Origin of the sequence: Haloflavibacter putidus (assembly GCF_006546625.1) — a bacterium.
Taxonomy (GTDB): Bacteria; Bacteroidota; Bacteroidia; order Flavobacteriales; family Flavobacteriaceae; genus Mesonia; species Mesonia putida.
This window is the reverse complement of sequence record NZ_VIAR01000003.1, coordinates 49,699-66,603: the sequence shown is the minus strand read 5'-3', so window position 1 is coordinate 66,603 and position 16,905 is coordinate 49,699. Positions and strand designations below refer to the sequence as shown.

General features: G+C 35.0%; 16 protein-coding genes. 3 read left to right on the top strand and 13 right to left on the bottom strand.

The window, feature by feature from the left end:
- Positions 1-192 precede the first annotated feature (192 nt).
- Positions 193-1,098: a NifU family protein gene (locus FKR84_RS03865; protein WP_141420886.1), complete on the top strand. Its 906-nt coding sequence runs from the start codon at positions 193-195 to the stop codon at positions 1,096-1,098.
- Between the two features lie 78 nt (positions 1,099-1,176).
- On the opposite strand, the gene FKR84_RS03860 is transcribed toward FKR84_RS03865, so the two are convergent.
- A complete protein-coding gene (locus FKR84_RS03860; protein WP_141420885.1) occupies positions 1,177-3,429 on the bottom strand; it encodes an inorganic phosphate transporter in 2,253 nt (750 codons plus the stop codon).
- Between the two features lie 154 nt (positions 3,430-3,583).
- Between FKR84_RS03860 and FKR84_RS03855 the strand changes: the two genes are divergently transcribed.
- Positions 3,584-5,641 carry a thioredoxin domain-containing protein gene (locus FKR84_RS03855; RefSeq protein ID WP_141420884.1) on the top strand — a complete coding sequence of 686 codons (2,058 nt, stop codon included), beginning with the start codon at positions 3,584-3,586 and terminating at the stop codon, positions 5,639-5,641.
- A 57-nt stretch (positions 5,642-5,698) separates the two neighbouring features.
- Positions 5,699-6,550 carry a mechanosensitive ion channel family protein gene (locus tag FKR84_RS03850; protein WP_141420883.1) on the top strand — a complete coding sequence of 284 codons (852 nt, stop codon included), beginning with the start codon at positions 5,699-5,701 and terminating at the stop codon, positions 6,548-6,550.
- On the opposite strand, the gene tsaB is transcribed toward FKR84_RS03850, so the two are convergent.
- The 12 genes from tsaB to FKR84_RS03790 all read right to left on the bottom strand — a co-directional run bounded on the left by tsaB (position 6,547) and on the right by FKR84_RS03790 (position 16,894).
- A complete protein-coding gene (gene tsaB / locus FKR84_RS03845; protein ID WP_141420882.1) occupies positions 6,547-7,218 on the bottom strand; it encodes a tRNA (adenosine(37)-N6)-threonylcarbamoyltransferase complex dimerization subunit type 1 TsaB in 672 nt (223 codons plus the stop codon). The genes FKR84_RS03850 and tsaB overlap by 4 nt on opposite strands.
- Positions 7,219-7,227: 9 nt before the next feature.
- Complete coding sequence (locus FKR84_RS03840; RefSeq protein ID WP_141420881.1) at positions 7,228-8,490, bottom strand: efflux RND transporter periplasmic adaptor subunit; 1,263 nt, start codon at positions 8,488-8,490, stop codon at positions 7,228-7,230.
- Between the two features lie 4 nt (positions 8,491-8,494).
- Entirely contained in the window at positions 8,495-9,826 is a 1,332-nt protein-coding gene (locus tag FKR84_RS03835) for a TolC family protein (RefSeq protein ID WP_141420880.1), read from the bottom strand.
- Positions 9,827-9,865: 39 nt separating this feature from the next.
- Complete coding sequence (locus FKR84_RS03830) at positions 9,866-10,981, bottom strand: efflux RND transporter periplasmic adaptor subunit (protein ID WP_141420879.1); 1,116 nt, start codon at positions 10,979-10,981, stop codon at positions 9,866-9,868.
- A gap of 38 nt (positions 10,982-11,019) precedes the next feature.
- The gene (locus FKR84_RS03825; protein WP_141420878.1) at positions 11,020-12,285 is read right to left on the bottom strand and encodes an ABC transporter permease; all 1,266 of its coding nucleotides are present in this window, start codon (positions 12,283-12,285) and stop codon (positions 11,020-11,022) included.
- A 2-nt stretch (positions 12,286-12,287) separates the two neighbouring features.
- Complete coding sequence (locus FKR84_RS03820; RefSeq protein WP_141420877.1) at positions 12,288-13,535, bottom strand: ABC transporter permease; 1,248 nt, start codon at positions 13,533-13,535, stop codon at positions 12,288-12,290.
- A complete protein-coding gene (locus FKR84_RS03815) occupies positions 13,528-14,229 on the bottom strand; it encodes an ABC transporter ATP-binding protein (protein WP_141420876.1) in 702 nt (233 codons plus the stop codon). Before FKR84_RS03815 ends, FKR84_RS03820 begins: the two co-directional genes overlap by 8 nt.
- A gap of 83 nt (positions 14,230-14,312) precedes the next feature.
- Complete coding sequence (locus FKR84_RS03810; protein WP_141420875.1) at positions 14,313-14,546, bottom strand: hypothetical protein; 234 nt, start codon at positions 14,544-14,546, stop codon at positions 14,313-14,315.
- 22 nt (positions 14,547-14,568) lie between these two features.
- Positions 14,569-15,105 (bottom strand): DUF420 domain-containing protein, encoded by a 537-nt coding sequence (locus tag FKR84_RS03805; RefSeq protein ID WP_141420874.1) that lies wholly within the window; start codon positions 15,103-15,105, stop codon positions 14,569-14,571.
- Entirely contained in the window at positions 15,105-15,800 is a 696-nt protein-coding gene (locus tag FKR84_RS03800) for an SCO family protein (protein WP_141420873.1), read from the bottom strand. The genes FKR84_RS03805 and FKR84_RS03800 overlap by 1 nt, the downstream gene beginning before the upstream one ends.
- 4 nt (positions 15,801-15,804) lie before the next feature.
- Positions 15,805-16,449, bottom strand: a complete 645-nt coding sequence (locus tag FKR84_RS03795) for a hypothetical protein (protein ID WP_141420872.1) — start codon at positions 16,447-16,449, stop codon at positions 15,805-15,807.
- A 76-nt stretch (positions 16,450-16,525) separates the two neighbouring features.
- Positions 16,526-16,894 (bottom strand): cytochrome C oxidase subunit IV family protein, encoded by a 369-nt coding sequence (locus FKR84_RS03790; RefSeq protein ID WP_141420871.1) that lies wholly within the window; start codon positions 16,892-16,894, stop codon positions 16,526-16,528.
- Positions 16,895-16,905 lie beyond the last annotated feature (11 nt).

The window sequence follows — 16,905 nt, the reverse complement described above, 5'->3', positions numbered from 1 at the left end:
AAAATAATCTTAAAATAATAGTTAACAAAATTTAAAGATCATCCCGTAGTCGTAGTTGTTTTAGTTTTGGAAGCGAAAAATATAATTAATCCCGAAGAAAAACAATTTTTTGCCCCAACTTTCGAAATATAAGCTGTAAATATATTCAATCTGTTGTATATCTTTTAGTAATTTTGTCTAAAATTTGCAATTATGAGAAGTTATAAAATAGAGATACGACCAACCAACCATAAATCTATCGTAAAGTTTGAAACCGATAAATTTCTAGTAGAGCACGAGAATTTTGAATTCAAAAATATCGAAGAAGCAGAAAAGTCGCCTATTGCACAAAAATTGTTTCATTTACCATTTGTAAAAACGGTATACATTGCGCAAAATTTTATTGCCATTCAAAAATACGATATTGTAGAGTGGGAAGATGTTCAAGAAGAAGTAGCACAACAAATAACCCAATATCTAAACAGCGGTATAGCTGCAATAAGCCAACCAGATACCAATAAAAAAATACCCATTACCGTCTACGCGGAAGTAACTCCAAATCCCGGAGTTATGAAGTTTATTGCCAATAAAAAACTGGTAGTAAAAACCGCCGAATTTAAAAATATAGACGATGCTAAAAATGCGCCAATTGCACAGGCTCTATTTCACTTTCCTTTTGTAAAAGAGGTCTTTATAGACGAAAACTACATTTCTGTAGCCAAATACAACATAGCAGAATGGGAAGAAATTACTATGGAGCTGCGCGAGTTTATTAGAAATTATTTGCAAGAAGGAAAAGAAATTCTTAGTGAAGAAGCTGTAGCCCGCGCAAAAAAAACCGATGAAAAAATAAAGGAAGAGCAAACAAACAATTTAGACAACACCTCTAAACAAATTATCGCCATCTTAGAAGAATACGTAAAACCGGCAGTAGCCAGTGATGGTGGTAATATTGTTTTTGAGTCCTATAACGCAGAGAACAAAAGTGTTAAAGTAATTTTGCAAGGCGCTTGCAGTGGTTGCCCCTCTTCTACCATAACGCTTAAAAACGGTATAGAAAACATGCTTAAAGAGATGTTACAAGACAAGGTAGAAACTGTAGAAGCTATAAACGGCTAAAAATTCCGTAAAGGTTATATAAAAAAGCCTGCAAATTTCCGTAAAGAAATTGCAGGCTTTTTTTATTGCAATTTTCTATTAAAATTGTCTTTTCGCATTTTCGTAATAATCTTGAAACAGTTGCAACAAACTCATTGTAGAAACTATAAAATCTTTTGTTTCCAACAGTAAACTAAAATATAACTTAGAGTTTTTAGGACTGGTCTCTGAAGTTCTAATGCGGTCTATTTGCTTTTGAATTAAATTAGAAACCTTGTCTAACAGCAATTGTTTATCGTCTAATATTTTATCAATATTCTCAAAAGATTGGTTATCAAAAGTTTCTATAATCTGATCAAAAAGTAGCTGCATTTCTCGATCAACACTTTTTAAATCTCGTATCTGATTAAATTTAAGATTTTTATGGTTGTTGTTTACGTGACGATAACTGGCATTTGAAATCTGCGAAATAGATTGTACCATATCTTGCAAATGGTCTAAAAACAAAATATAAAATTTACTGGCCTTTACGGAATTTTCTTCTAAAGACTTAATAAAGTAAAACACGTTATCTTTCAACTCGTCTACATCGTCTTCTAACTTGCTTAATTTTTTACGATCTTTTTTGAGTTTCCCTAAATCGTGATAACCCAAATGATTTATTATTTTACTATAACGTTTATTTACGTTTTTAATAACTCCAGAGATATTTTGCGAAGTCTCGCTGGTTATCTCGTTAATGCTAATAATATCTTTACGGTTAAAGCGCTTTTTGGCTTTTTCTTCTTTCATTTTTCTGTTGTGTATCATTGCACTTCGTACAATTAATACCACCGCCAAAATTACCAGAATAACAATAGCTATCATTCCGCCAAACCAAATAACTGCAGCGAAGATAGCGGCTGCAGTAAATGCCACCAAAGCAGTTACAAACCAACCTCCTATTACATTTACAACACCAGAAACACGATAAACAGCGCTCTCACGATCCCAAGCTCTATCTGATAAAGAAGAACCCATTGCCACCATAAAAGTTACATAAGTGGTAGAAAGCGGCAATTTCATATTGGTACCAATAGAAATTAAAATACTTGCTACCACCAAGTTTACAGAAGCTCGAACCATATCAAAAGCTGGAGCATCTATACGGCGATCTTGCAACAACTCGTTTGGTTTATTAAACTTAGTTTCTATTTTCTTTTTAAAACGTTGTGGTAAAATGCTGGTAATAACATTACTCGAAATAACAAAATAGCGCACCAAAACCCGCGAGAGATTATTGGGTTTAAATTTTTCTGCCCCGTCTCCTTGTCGTGCCAAATTTACACCGGTATCTACTACGGTTTTGGCTTTGCTAGAAAACCAAAGCGTTACCACCATAACTAAGCCGGCGCCAATTAATAAAAGTTCGGGAGTTGGTACAGCCCCGGAAAGTCCGGTCATTTTTAATTCAGATGGTGCCACTCCAGAGGCCATCCATAAATCAAAAGATTGCCAAGCAGCAATTGGCACTCCTATAAAGTTTACCAAGTCATTTCCGGCGAAAGCCAAAGCCAAAGCAAAGGTTCCTACAACAATAATAGCACGTAAAATATGTACTTTAAACAAAGACATTATTAACTGCGACACAATTGTCCAAAACACAAAGCTTATCGCTAAAATTACCCAAGTATTGTTGCGAATGTAGTCTATATCTTCTGTAGAGATAAACGAAACGCTTTTTAAACCTTTAATAAAAATAAAGTAAGTAATAGCGGCCAAAGAAACCCCGCCAAAAACAGCCCCAACGTATTTTATTTTCTTTTCAAATTGAAACGAAAAAACAAAACGCGATGCATATTGTACAATTGCTCCTATAGAGAAAGCTATTACAACAGAGAGTAAGATACCTATAACAATTTCGGTAGCTTTTGAAGTGTTTATATATTGCGATAATAAACTTAAATCTTGTGAGGTGGTATAGAGTTTTAGAACCGCTACACTAACGGCCGCTCCCAATAATTCAAACACGATAGAAACGGTGGTAGAAGTTGGTAAGCCTAAAGAATTAAAAAAATCTAAAAGCAAGACATCACTTACCATTACGGCCATAAAAATAATCATGATTTCATCAAAATAGAACTCGCCGGGCATAAATATCCCTTTTCGGGCAACTTCCATCAAGCCACTAGAAAAAATTGCCCCAATAGCTACCCCCAGGCTGGCAATAATTAAAATGGTTTTAAACGAAATGGCTTTAGAACCAATTGCAGAGTTTAAAAAATTAACGGCATCGTTACTAACCCCAACAACCAAATCTGTGATTGCAAGCGCAAACAAAATAACCAGCATTACCAGATAAAAATTTTCCATAAAGCATCTAATCTATTATCATGCAAAAATCACTTTTTTCTATTTATTTTTTTAAATTCTATTGTTACCAAATCATTAAATGTATAGCTAATTATTTTTACCTCCATTTTTCACATTCAGGTTATTATATGTTACATTTAGAAAAAACGCAAATATGGCAAGTTTTACAAACCGTCTAATTCACGAAAGCAGTCCTTATTTATTACAGCATGCGCATAATCCTGTAAATTGGCTACCGTACAATAATGATGTGTTACAAGAAGCAGAAAAATCCGGCAAATTACTACTTATTAGTATTGGTTACGCAGCTTGCCATTGGTGCCACGTCATGGAAGAAAAATGTTTCGAAAATGTAGAAATCGCTTCTGTTATGAACGATTTTTACACCAATATAAAAGTAGACCGAGAAGAAAAACCAGACGTTGACCATAGTTATATGCAAGCTTTACAGCTTATGACACGCCAAGGTGGTTGGCCTTTAAATATTATTGCCCTACCAGATGGCAGACCAGTTTGGGGAGCTACCTACGTGCCACCAGAGCAATGGAAATCTGTTTTATTGCAATTAAAAGATTTGTATAAAAAAGATCCGGAAAAAATACTGGAATATGCCAACAAACTAGAAAGCGGGTTGCAACAAATGCAACTTATACAACCAGAAGATTTTAAAGAAACCAATTTTTCTAAAGGTTTTTTACGGAAAAATGTAGCCGAATTAAAAGAGCATTTTGATCATAAAAACGGTGGAAATTACGGTGCCCCGAAATTTATGATGCCCACCAATTTCGATTTTTTATTGCATTATGCCAGTCTGGAGAAAAATCAAACTACAGAAGATTTTGTTTATTTTACGTTGAAAAAAATGGCGTTTGGCGGAATATTCGATCAGCTAGCCGGCGGATTTTCGCGTTACTCTGTAGATGAGCGCTGGCATATACCGCATTTTGAAAAAATGTTGTACGATAATGCGCAACTAGTGAGTTTATATGCCAATACTTATCAGTACAAAGAAAATAATCTTTGTAAAGAAGTTGTAGAGAAAACCTTAGCTTTTATGCAAACAGATTGGCTGCATAAAAAAGGCGGTTTTTATGCTTCTTTAGATGCAGATAGTATAGACGAAAAAGGAAAACTGACAGAAGGTGCTTTTTATGTTTGGGAAAAAGAAAATTTAAAAACTATCTTAGGTAACGATTACAAATATGCCGAAAGCTATTTTAATATAAATGAATATGGGTATTGGGAAGACCAAAAATACGTTCTTGTCCGTAAAGAATCCACCAAAGAAATTGCAAACGATTTTAATATTTCTACCGAAGAATTATCGGAACATATCCATACAATTACCCAAAAATTATTAGCAGAAAGAAGCAAACGCTCCCAACCCAGATTAGACAATAAGATTCTTACTTCTTGGAATGCGCTTACAGCAAAAGCTTTTTGCGACGCTTATGCCGCCTTTAACCAACCTGCTTATTTACAAAGTGCGCAAGGTATTTTAGATTTTATTTTACGGAATAATCTTCAAAAAGACAATAAGATTTTACGCAGCTATGGAACCAAAGTAGAGGGTTGTTTAGATGATTATGCATTTTTAATTGAAGCTTTACTCCTTTTCTACCAAGAAAGTTTTAAAACTTCTTATCTAGAAAAAGCAAACGAGTTAATGCAAACCAGCATAGATTTATTTTTAGATACTGAACAGAATTTATTTTTCTACACCCCAAAAACAAATTCTAACTTATTTTTAAAGACCAAAGAAATAGAAGATAATGTCATACCCAGTTCTAACGCAGTAATGGCAGACAATCTTTTTAATTTAAGTAAGTATTTTGCTGAAACGAGCTATTTAAAGCTTTCGCAAAAAATGCTTGCGGGCATCCAAAGTAAAATTAGCCGTTATCCCGGAGCTTATACCAATTGGCTAAAGCTTGCTTGTAAATTTAGTTTCGATTTTTATGAAATTGTAATTGTAGGACCAAAAGCTTCCGAAATAAAAAGTAAATTTAATGCGTATTATTTACCAAATTGCATTTTTGCTGGGAGTAAATTTCCCCCGAAAGGGAAAAACACACCGGTATTGCTAAAAAACCGCGGAGAAAAGAATAAAACCTTGATTTACATTTGCAGAAACCAAACCTGTGATGCTCCCCATCAAGACTTTAAAAGTGCTATTAAAGCCTTACAAACAGATTCTGTTAACAAAATTTAAACAATGAAAATTTAATAATTAGACCAAAAAGTACATTCTTTGTAAAAAATTAATAAAATGGATAAACTAAATGACTTTTCTGCTCTTGCCAAAGAGTATGTTGAAAAATTTATAGACTTTTTACCGGACTTAGTTGCCGCGATTTTAATTTTAGCCATTGGTTGGTGGGTAGCCAACATAGTTGTGCGCTATATTAAAAAAATACTTCAGAAAAGAGATTATGATTTAGCCCTGCAATCTTTTCTTGCCAATATTGTTAGTTGGACACTTAAAATCTTGGTTTTTATTACCGCAATTACACAAGTAGGTGTAGAAACCACTTCTTTTATTGCAATTATTGGTGCTGCTGGTTTGGCAATAGGCTTGGCTTTACAAGGTTCTTTGGCCAATTTTGCAGGCGGGGTACTTATCATTTTATTAAAGCCTTTTAAGATTGGAGACTGGATAGAAACGCAAGGTGTTTCGGGAAGTGTAAAAGAAATTTCTTTGTTTTACACGAAATTAAACACTTTTGGAAACCAATTGGCTGTTATACCTAACGGCGAAGTTTCTAACAATAAAGTAATAAATTATACGGTAGAAGGTAAACGAAAAGATGCCATAACCATTGGAATTTCTTACGATGCCGATATTAAGCAAGCAAAAGATATTCTTTTAGATATTATGAACGAGCAAGAAGGCATTATGAAAGATCCGGAGCCACAAGTTGTGGTTACCGAGTTGGCAGATAACTCTGTAAACCTTTCGGCCAGGTTTTGGGCCACTAACGACGATTTCTGGGGTTGCCACTGGTACACTATAGAAACTGCTAAAGTTCGTCTAGACGAAGCAGAGATTGGAATACCTTACCCACAGCGCGATGTGCATTTTTACGACCACAGTAAAGAATTAAATAAAGAAAACGACTAAGATTTCTTTTTGGTTAAAACGAAATCTTTTAAATAAAAAGGTTCAAAATAAGCGACATCTACGGTGTCGCTTTTTTTGTATTTTTCATTGACCAACGCAAGCATATCTTTTGCAGATGGTAGGGTTTCTAAAAACATTGCATTGGGATGCGAGCAGATAGCTTCCCATTTTTTTACCGCATTTCCTAAAAACAAAGTCTTGCCTTTTTCTAAAAATTCTTGGTAAGCATTTTCCGTTAAAACTTTTGCTTCTGCAGCGTGAAGACAGTCGCCAGTGTGTTTATATACGGCGGTAAAAACTTCCATTCTTCTGGCATCTAACATTGGCACAAAAAAGCTTATTTCTTCTTTTGTGTACTGAAGGCTTAAGGCCTGTAAAGTATCTATCGCTAAAAGCGGAATATCTAAAGAAAAACAAAGTCCTTTTGCTGCCGAAACCCCAATACGCAATCCGGTATAAGAACCGGGACCTTTGCTAACGGCTATGGCAGACAAATTATTAAAACTCAGGTTTGTTTCTTCTAAGACTTCTTCAATAAAAACGTGCAAGCGCTCTGCGTGGGAGTAATTCTTGCTTTTATCTTCGCGCAAAGCTAAAAGTTTTCCCTCTTTTGCCAACGCAACAGAGCAATTGGTCGTAGTGGTTTCTAAACAAAGTATTATAGCCAAAACCTTCTTTTATTTATCTGAATTTTCTTTTACTTCTACTTTATCGCCGGTTTCTAAAATTTTAGTAACCGTGTTATACGGTCCGGTTATTACCTCATCATCGGTTTCTAAACCGGAAGTAATCTCTATATTGGTATCGTCTTGTATACCCGTTTCTACTACTTGATATTTGGCCTCATCGCCTTTTTTAAGAAAAACACCTTCAAAAGTTTTATCGTCTTTAATTTTAGAGGTTTTCTTGTTCTTGGTAGACGCTGTATCGTTTTTAATTACAATAGCACTAATTGGTATACCAATAATATCTTGTTTTTTGTTGGTAATAATATCTACCGTAGCCGTCATTCCCGGTCTAAACGGAGAGTAACTTTTTGGTTTCCCTTCTGTTAAGTCTTTATAAGACTCTTTTAAAATTCTAACTTTTACCTTAAAATTAGTTACTTGATCTGCGGTTAAATCTGCTGTGGCAGAATTAGAAATACTGGTAACCACCCCTTTAAATTCTTTTCCTAAATAGGCGTCTACTTCAACAATAGCAGAATCTTGCACTGCAACTTTTACAATATCGTTTTCGTTTACATCTACTTCAACTTCCATTTCTTCTAAGTTGGCAACCCGAAGAATTTCTGTTCCGGCCATTTGTTGGGTTCCTACCACGCGTTCTCCCAACTCTGCATCTAAACGGGAAATTGTACCCGTCATTGGGGCATAAATGGTTGTTCTGCCCAAATTATCCATCGCTTCTGTTACAGATGCAGAAGCAGATTGCACATTATAATAAGCAGCATCTTTTGCTGCTTTTGCCATCTCGTATTCCGATACAATTGCATCCCATTCTGATTTGGAAATAACCCCTTTATCAAAAAGTTTTTTGTTTCGGTTAAAGGTCGCTTCTGCTTGTTTTAAACTGGCTTTACTTTGCGCCAAAGAAGATTTTACATTTTGTAAGCCTGCGCGAGAACGCTCTAAACTAGATTGATAAAGATCTGGATTTATCTTTACCAACAAATCGCCTTTTTGCACTTCTTGGTTCTCTTTTACCGGCAGTTTTATAATCTCTCCAGAAACTTCCGAAGAAATTTTTACTTCTACCTCGGGTTGTATTTTTCCTGTTGCCGAAACGGTTTCTATAATATCTATTTTCTCTACCAGTGTAGTTTCTACTTTTTTAAAGTTACCGGTTTTACCAAACCAGCCTTGTTTTTTACCTACAACCAAAAGTAGTAATACCACCACTACAATGGCTACGATAATATATAAAGTCTTTTTTTTCATAGTTTTAGAGTTTTATATTTTCGGGGTTAACCCCAAAATATAATTCGAGTACTTTGAGTTTGAAAATATAATCATATTTAGCCTGATTAACGTTTATTTTTGCATTATCATAGCGTTGTTTAGACTGACTATAATCAAACGAGTTGGTTAACCCAACCTCAAAACGTTCTGTAGCATATTCAAAAGCTTTTTCTTGCGAGGTTAAGGCTTGTAATGCTGCTTCGAAAGCTTCTGCTGAGCCTTTGGCATCTACATAGGCTTGGTATACATTACTTTCTAAGTCTAGTTTTGCTTGCTCAAGTTGGTATTCTGTTCGTTGCAAATTAATTTTATTTCGCTTTACGTTGGTTCTACTTGAAAGACCATTGAGTATAGGTACATTTAAACGCAGACCGTAACTTGTACCATCATTTTGATAAACTTGTTTTATAAAATCGCGGTCAAAAACATCGTTATCTGAATAACGTGTATTATAATTAAAAAAAGCAGATAGTGTAGGATAGTATGAACCTTTTGCTATTTGTAAGTCTTTTTCTGCCAGTTCTACGCTTTTTTCTGCAATTTTAACTTCCGGTCTGGTTTCTTGAGCTTTATTAATAATCTCATTAACGGGTTTTTCTGCCAAACTGGTAGAGATAATTTCGTAACCTTCGTCTACAATTTCAAAATTTTCGTAATCTTTTATGAGTAATAATTGCGCCAAATTAATAAGTGCTATTTGAATGTTATTTTTGGCTTGAACAATTTGTTGTTGATCTTGCGCATTGTTGGCTCTTATTTCTAAAATATCTCCTTGCGGAAGCGTGCCGGCATCTACCAATTGCTGCGTGCGTTCTAACTGTTCTAAAGTTAGCTCGTTTTGTGCTTGTAGCGATTGTAGGTTAGCTTTGTTTAAAAGCACTTCTAAATAGGCATTGGCGACCATTAACGCAATGTCATTTTCCATTTGCTCCATTTGGTACTGGCTGGCCAAGATGGTTAACTTAGAGCGTTGTAATTGTCTAATATTTCGAAGACCGTCAAAAAGTGTAAGACTAGAATTAACACCACCGGTATAGGAAGAAAAGACTTCATTTTCAAATTGGTTGGTTACCGGGTTAATACTTGCTCCCGTGTTTCGGCTGTATTGAACAGAACCGTTTAAAGAAGGTATTAAGTTACCAATTGCATCTGTTTTATTGAGCTTCGCATTATCTAAATCTAACTCAGATTGTTTTATAGAGATATTATTCTCTAACGCATATTCTACACACTCTTGGAGTGTCCATTTTTTCTGTTGTGCAAACAAGTTAAGCTGCAAAAAAAACACGAATAAGGCTATTGCTAATTTTTTCATACGTCAAAAATCTAAAATTTTATTCGTTAAACATTAAAATTACGATTTAAAATTGGTTGCCGGCTTTACCGGGTTCCAAATTTTTACTTCATCGTCTTTATCCAAACCGTTTAATACCTCTACATAAAGTCCGTCGCTAATGCCGAGTTCTATATCACGACGTTCAAACTCTTGTTCGCCGGTTTTTACCTCAACAAAGGGTTCTTTGGTTTCTTTATCAAATTGCACCAAGGCTTCTTTTATTGCCAAAACATCTTCGGCTTTAGCCAAAATAATAGAAGCATTTGCACTTAAACCAGTTCGTATAAAAGTGGTGTCCCGATTTTTTAAAGTACCTTCAATCTCAAACTGAATTGCGCCATTCTCATCTACGCCCTTTGGAGCAATATAGTCTAAAATAGCGTCAAATTTTTTGTTTTCTATAGCGCCAACTGTAATTTCTAAAGGCAAACCTTCTTTAATTTTTCCTACTTCAGACTCGTCTACTTTTCCTTCAAAAATCATATTATCTACATTGGCTAAGGCAGCAATAGTAGTACCTTCGTTAAAATTATTGGCTTCTATAACCTGGTTGCCTTCCTTAACGGGAACTTCTAACACCATACCCGAAATGGTAGATCTTATTTGGGTATTGGCAGCATTATCTAAGCCGGCAGAAGTACCGGTTTTTATAATCTCGTAAGTTTGTTTGGCCGCCTTGTAAGTTTGTTGTGCTTGTTGGTAAGCAACTTCTGCTTTATCAAATTCGTTGGCAGAAATAACTCCTTTCTCATACAATTCTTGTTGCCGGTTGTAGCTTTTGGTCTCGTTATCTAAGGCAATTTTGGCAGAGGTAATTTGGTTTTTACTACTGGCCAAATTAGAAACATTTGGCACTACGCGCAATTGCGCAATTAAATCATTGCTTTGAATACTATCTCCGGCTTCTATATAAATCTTATCTATTATTCCTGAAATGTTAGGCTTGATAAGAATTTCTTCTTTAGGAACAATACTTCCCGTAGCAACCGTTTCTTTAATAATGGTTTTATTAGAAGGTTTTTCGGTTTTAAAAACCACCGGACTTTCTTGATTTTTCTGATATAAATAGTACATAGAAGCTCCGAAAGCTAAAACTATAACTACTAAAATTACTATGGTTAAAATTCTTTTCATTGAAATAATAAAATTGGTGTTTATACTATTTTAAATTTTTATTCTGTTCTTAATGCATCTACCGGTTTAATACGAATAGCATTTTGCGCAGGAATTAACCCCGCCAATAAACCCGAAACAACCAGGATAAATAAAGCGGTGGCAATAACGCCCAAATTTACACTTGGGTTTGCAAACATTGTATCCGGACTTGTATTTTGGTCTAAAATTTTATTTACTAAAGCCAAAACTCCGGTGGCTAAAATTATTCCGGCCATTCCTGAAATAATTGTAAGGAAAACAGATTCTAACAAAATTTGACCGCGTATATCCCAAGGTGTTGCACCTAAAGCTCTGCGTACGCCAATCTCGTTGGTGCGTTCTTTTACTACAATAAGCATAATGTTACTTATACCTATTATGCCCGAAAGTAAAACCAAAATGCCTACAAAATAAGCAACCGCTTTTAACGCTATAAACAAACCGTTAACTTTGCTAAATTCTTTATACAAATCAAAATTACCAATAGCGCGATCGTCTTCCGGATGAATGCTATGGCGTTTTTTAAGCAACTCAAAAATCTGATCTTTTAAGGAAGTTATAGAATTATTATCTTGGGCGGTAATGGCCATCCAGCCAACAACATCTCCTTTATTAAATGCTTGTGAGAAGGAAGTAAACGGTACATAAATCTCTTTTTGATCTTCTTCTGAATTACCACCGCCTTGTCCTTTTTTTCTATAAGTGCCAATTATTCTAAAATTAACGCCGTTTATTTTTATGTACGAGCCAATAACTTCTTCTTCTATAGTGTATAAGGTGCTCTTTACGCCGTTACCGATAATGGCAACCTTGCGTTTTTCTTGAATGTCGTTGTAATTAATAAACCTGCCGGAAGTAATATCCATAGGTTGTTGTTTAATTATTTCGGGGTAATCTCCATAAACATTAAACGCTCCCGATTTTAATCCGCGAACTACATTATTGTTACCACCAAAACCACCCAATTGATTTCTAGGGGAAATATATTTAAGCCCGGGCACATTATTTTCTATAGCTGGTACATCGCCAGTTTTAAAATTAAACCTTCTACCTTTTGGCAGACCTTGGTATGGTTTAGAAGCCGTTTGCGTCCACATAAACATGGTGTTGGTTGCTAAACCTCCAAAACCTTTTTTCACGCCATTTTCTAAACCTTTTCCCGCTGCCAGCAGAATAACCAAAATAAAGATACCCCAAAGCACACCAAAAGCTGTTAAGATGGTACGAAACCAATTAGCGCTTAACGATTCTATTATTTCATTCCATTTATCCCTACTAAACATATTTATTCATCTCTTAGTGCTACAATAGGTTTTATCAAGGCAGCTTTTCTGGCAGGAAAAAAGCCTGCCACGGCGCCGGCAATTATTAAAATAACCACCGTAGTAAGGGCAACATTAAAATTTACGGTAGGATTGGTAATAAAATCTGTTTGCACCATTGGCCCAACAAATTCTAACAACAATAAACCAAAAAACAAACCTATAAATCCGGCTATAGCAGTTACAAAGATGGCTTCGTGCAATATCATACCAATAATAGAAAGCGGTTCTGCGCCTAAAGCTTTTCTTATACCTATTTCTTTGGTACGCTCTTTAACTATAATGAGCATAATATTACTCACGCCAACTATACCGGCAAAAATGGTGGCAATGCCCACACCCCAGAAAAAAGCTTTTATCATACCTATTAAATCGTAAAAGCGTTTGGCCTCTTCTAAAGAATTATTTATGCGTATGGCACTATCGTCATTTGGCGCAACGGTATGTTCTTTTTTTAACTGCTTTTCTAATTGCTTGATAAAATTTTCGGAAGCTGCCAAAGCCACATCAAAAGAAGCTTCTTGGGGCAAAGTGAAAGCTAAGCCTCTTAGATCGTTGCCGCCGCTAAAAACTCTTTGTGCTGTAGAAAGCGGAATAAAAACACGAGCTTCTTCGCGTTCTCCGCCAGGATCTTGAAAAACCCCAACTACTTTAAAATTAATCCCGGAGACTTGCACCAGTTTTCCTAATGCGGTTTCGTTATTTTTAAATAAATCGTTTTTTACTTTTTGACCAATTACCATTATCTTTTCATAGTTTTCTTGATCTGTATAATTAAGAAACCTACCGGCAAGCATACTTTGGCTTTCTAAAAACTGGTAATCTGGAAAGACACCTTCAATACGGTAGCTGCCAGATTCTTTTTTATAGCTGATGAGTTGCCCCCAAACACGAAATAAAGGTGAGCGGTATTCTAAATTGTCAGAAAATTTCTTTTCCGTAAAGAAAAAATCTTTATTTTTTAATTGAATGCGACGTCCGGGATTTAAACCATTATATTCTACAGAAGTTAAGCCGGTCCAGACAGAAATACGATTGGTAGCATCGCTTTGAAACTGGGTTTGAATACCGTTTTGCATACCTTCTCCTACGCCAAGCAGAGTAACCAAAATAAAAATACCTGAAGCTACCGATATGCCCGTAAGAAAAGTACGGAGTTTATTTTTTCCGATAGTTTCAAATATTTCCTGCCAACGTTCTATATTAAACATGCTTTGCGGCCCTAACTTGTTCTACTCTGGAATCGTCTATGATAAGCCCATCTTTAAGATTGACAATACGTTTTGTCATGTGGGCAATGTCTTCTTCGTGGGTTACTACCAAAATGGTTTTACCTTCGTCGTTTATGCCTTGAATCAAATCCATCACTTCATAAGAGGTTTTGGTATCTAAAGCTCCGGTTGGTTCATCTGCTAGCAATACTTTAGGATCGCTGGCCAAAGCTCGCGCAATTGCTACTCGTTGTTTTTGACCTCCTGAAAGCTCGTTTGGCAAGTGTTTTGCCCACTGCGCTAAACCAACCTTTTCTAAATAAGCCATAGATTTGTCTATACGTTCTTGCCGGTTTACCCCTTGATAATATAAGGGCAAGGCTACATTATCTAATGCAGATTTATAACCAATTAGATTGAAGGATTGAAAGATAAACCCAAGAAATTTGTTGCGGTAACGCGCTGCAACTTTTTCGTTTAAATTTTTTATAGGAAAACCGTCTAAGGTGTAAGAACCTTTATCTGCTTCATCTAACATTCCTAAAATATTGAGTAGCGTAGATTTCCCGGAACCCGAAGAGCCCATTATAGAGACCAGTTCGCCTTCTTTTACACTAAAGTTAATGCCTTTAAGCACGTGTAATGCAGTGGCGCCGGTTTTGTAAGATTTATGTAGGTTTTTTATTTCAATCATATAAATATATTGCGCAAAAAGTAGAACAATTTATTTATATGACTTTTAAAAGGCGGAAATGTTACATTGTATAGGCAAAAAAATTAATTTTCTTTTTCTGCTACTCCTTTACGATTCATACGATAAATTACAACACCAACAATTCCTATTAACAAATAGGGAAAAACCATAAGGTACATAATACCGTCGTTAATGCCGGCTGCCGCACTACCACTGTCTTGACTTTCTAGAACTGCCCGGCACATAGAACATTGTGCATTGGCAGCAAAACCAACAAATATGATTAATAAAGAAACAATTATTTTTTTTAGTTGCATTAGAACAGGTTTTATCAAATTATCAATAATAGGGCAACATAAACAAATATACCAAAACTCCGGTAATGGCTACGTATAACCATATTGGGAATGTCCATCTAGCAATTTTTTTATGCTTCTCGTATTCTTTGGTTAATCCGCGATACATTGTAAACAAAACTAAAGGTACAATAATAGCAGATAATAAAATATGCGTTATAAGAATAAAGAAATAAATTGGCTTTAAAAAACCTTCTCCGCCGTAAGGCACCGGATCGTTACTTATTTTAGAAATTACATAACTAATAAGAAATACCGTTGATAAGACAAACGCAGTTATCATCACGTTGCGGTGACTTTTGCGTTTTCCGTTTCTAATAAAAAAATATCCCAATAGTAGCAAAATTGCCGTGGTACCGTTTAAAAGTGCGTGAAAAAAAGGAAAGGTTCCTAAATCTAAACCAAGTAAATCATAGCGCGTGGGTAAATTCATTAAAACCAACACGATTAACGGAACAAGTACAGACAAAAGAACAATAACCGGAATGGCCACTTTATCTTTTTTACTAGTTGACTGCATTACAATAATTTTTTAATATCTGCTATTAACATATCTATTTGGTCTTGATCTAAACCATTATAGAATAGAATAGGGTTACCAAATTGATCTTCTCGTGACCGGATGTAACCGTTCTGGTCTACCAAAGCGAAATAGCCGGAATGCTCAAAATTTCCTTCTACTTCCGGATTATAGGCTGCATAAAGATTAAAACTTTTATTGGCCAACTCAAAAACGCTTTCTTGCGTGCCACTAAGCATATGCCAATGCGGATGTTCTACCCCATTTTTATCTGCATATTCTCTTAATTTCTGCGGAGTATCATTTTTAGGATCTATACTTATAGATGCAACCGCAAAATCTTTTTCCTCTTTAAAAGCTTTTTGCACCTGCAACATATTGTCATGCATTTTAGGGCAAATGGTAGGACAAGAAGTAAAAAAGAACTCTACTACATACACTTTTCCTTTATAATCTTGGTTGGTAATTGTATCGTTATGCTGATCTACAAATTCAAATTCAGGTACTTTTTTGTTTTTGCCCTCAATATTAATATACGCTAAATCGTTATTACTTGTTGTTTTGGGTGTACTACTTAGTCTATCGTTTTCTACAATATTACCTTTAGCGGTACGTTCGGCTATTTTAGGAATTACTATAATGCCAAATACCAAAATTATTATTGCTAAACCTATATAAGAATATTTACGTTTCATTTTTTTACTTCCTATCTTTGTATTTTTTCAACTCTAATCTGTATTCCGCCAAAATAACCTTTACATCGTCTACCATTTTATTGCTCAATTGGCCAACCAAACTGGTATTATAGCCGTATAGCGTACCATCTTTAATTTTCTCGTCGTCATTTCTACCTCTTAAATTGCGTTCTTTATCTATTATAAAAGTATATGGCGTGGCAAAATCTTTATCCAATTCTAAATCTGTTTGCAAGCTCTCAAAAACTTTCTGAATTTGCTCTGTAGAACCAAAAACAAAATTCCATTTTTTTGGATTAATGGTAGTTCCTATTTGTTGTAAAAGTTTTTTTGCTTGTTCTTGCGTACCATCTTCTGCTAAAACTACAAATTGAAAATCGTTAAACTCGTAATTCTTATCGTAAATCTTTTCATTAAGATTAAAGGCGTTCCCGCCCATTTTTTCTATATCTGAGCCGTAAACGGAAAGTATAGTAATTTTATCTTCTAACTTTACGGAACCTTCATTGAGAGGAGAAAAATTATTAATTTCTTTTACGTTGGAAGTTAAGGTGGGCAATTTTACAAAATTGTTAACCCCAGAAGAGAAGAATAAATAGGCTACAATTGGTAGCGCAAACAGCACAATGAGGACTACAGTTTTTTTCATAGCTAAGATTTAAACAACCTCGTGCAAAAGTAAAAAAGACGGCTTCAATAAACCGTCTTTTCTGTATTTTTAACTTTTAAAAATCCCAGGCTACAAATCCGTTTTTCATAACGTTGTAAATATAATTTCCTTCGGTGAGAAAGATAAACACCAAATAAATTATCAAGAACCCGGATGTCCAAATTATAGCTCTTCGCAGCCCTTTGGTTTCGTGCTCCATATGCATAAATGCCCAAACTATATAGTAAGCTTTATAGATGGTTAAAAGAATAAATATCCAGTTAAGAAGACTTAAATAAACAAAGTCTGTATGTACTAAGAAATCTGGTCTAAAAATACCTAGCAACACTTCTACAATAGTTACTATAGATAGTATTACAAATACCGTCCAAATTCTTTTTACAGCGGAGTTATCGTTTTTTGTATGTGTGTTCGTTTCTGCCATTTTTAAGGTCT

Excerpts from the sequence above, each read along its gene's own strand:
- FKR84_RS03865 (WP_141420886.1), top strand. The coding sequence starts at position 193 with ATGAGAAGTTATAAAATAGAGATACGACCAACCAACCATAAATCTATC.
- FKR84_RS03860 (WP_141420885.1), bottom strand. The coding sequence starts at position 3,429 with ATGGAAAATTTTTATCTGGTAATGCTGGTTATTTTGTTTGCGCTTGCA.
- FKR84_RS03855 (WP_141420884.1), top strand. The coding sequence starts at position 3,584 with ATGGCAAGTTTTACAAACCGTCTAATTCACGAAAGCAGTCCTTATTTA.
- FKR84_RS03850 (WP_141420883.1), top strand. The coding sequence starts at position 5,699 with ATGGATAAACTAAATGACTTTTCTGCTCTTGCCAAAGAGTATGTTGAA.
- FKR84_RS03840 (WP_141420881.1), bottom strand. The coding sequence starts at position 8,490 with ATGAAAAAAAAGACTTTATATATTATCGTAGCCATTGTAGTGGTGGTA.
- FKR84_RS03835 (WP_141420880.1), bottom strand. The coding sequence starts at position 9,826 with ATGAAAAAATTAGCAATAGCCTTATTCGTGTTTTTTTTGCAGCTTAAC.
- FKR84_RS03830 (WP_141420879.1), bottom strand. The coding sequence starts at position 10,981 with ATGAAAAGAATTTTAACCATAGTAATTTTAGTAGTTATAGTTTTAGCT.
- FKR84_RS03825 (WP_141420878.1), bottom strand. The coding sequence starts at position 12,285 with ATGTTTAGTAGGGATAAATGGAATGAAATAATAGAATCGTTAAGCGCT.
- FKR84_RS03820 (WP_141420877.1), bottom strand. The coding sequence starts at position 13,535 with ATGTTTAATATAGAACGTTGGCAGGAAATATTTGAAACTATCGGAAAA.
- FKR84_RS03815 (WP_141420876.1), bottom strand. The coding sequence starts at position 14,229 with ATGATTGAAATAAAAAACCTACATAAATCTTACAAAACCGGCGCCACT.
- FKR84_RS03810 (WP_141420875.1), bottom strand. The coding sequence starts at position 14,546 with ATGCAACTAAAAAAAATAATTGTTTCTTTATTAATCATATTTGTTGGT.
- FKR84_RS03805 (WP_141420874.1), bottom strand. The coding sequence starts at position 15,105 with ATGCAGTCAACTAGTAAAAAAGATAAAGTGGCCATTCCGGTTATTGTT.
- FKR84_RS03800 (WP_141420873.1), bottom strand. The coding sequence starts at position 15,800 with ATGAAACGTAAATATTCTTATATAGGTTTAGCAATAATAATTTTGGTA.
- FKR84_RS03795 (WP_141420872.1), bottom strand. The coding sequence starts at position 16,449 with ATGAAAAAAACTGTAGTCCTCATTGTGCTGTTTGCGCTACCAATTGTA.
- FKR84_RS03790 (WP_141420871.1), bottom strand. The coding sequence starts at position 16,894 with ATGGCAGAAACGAACACACATACAAAAAACGATAACTCCGCTGTAAAA.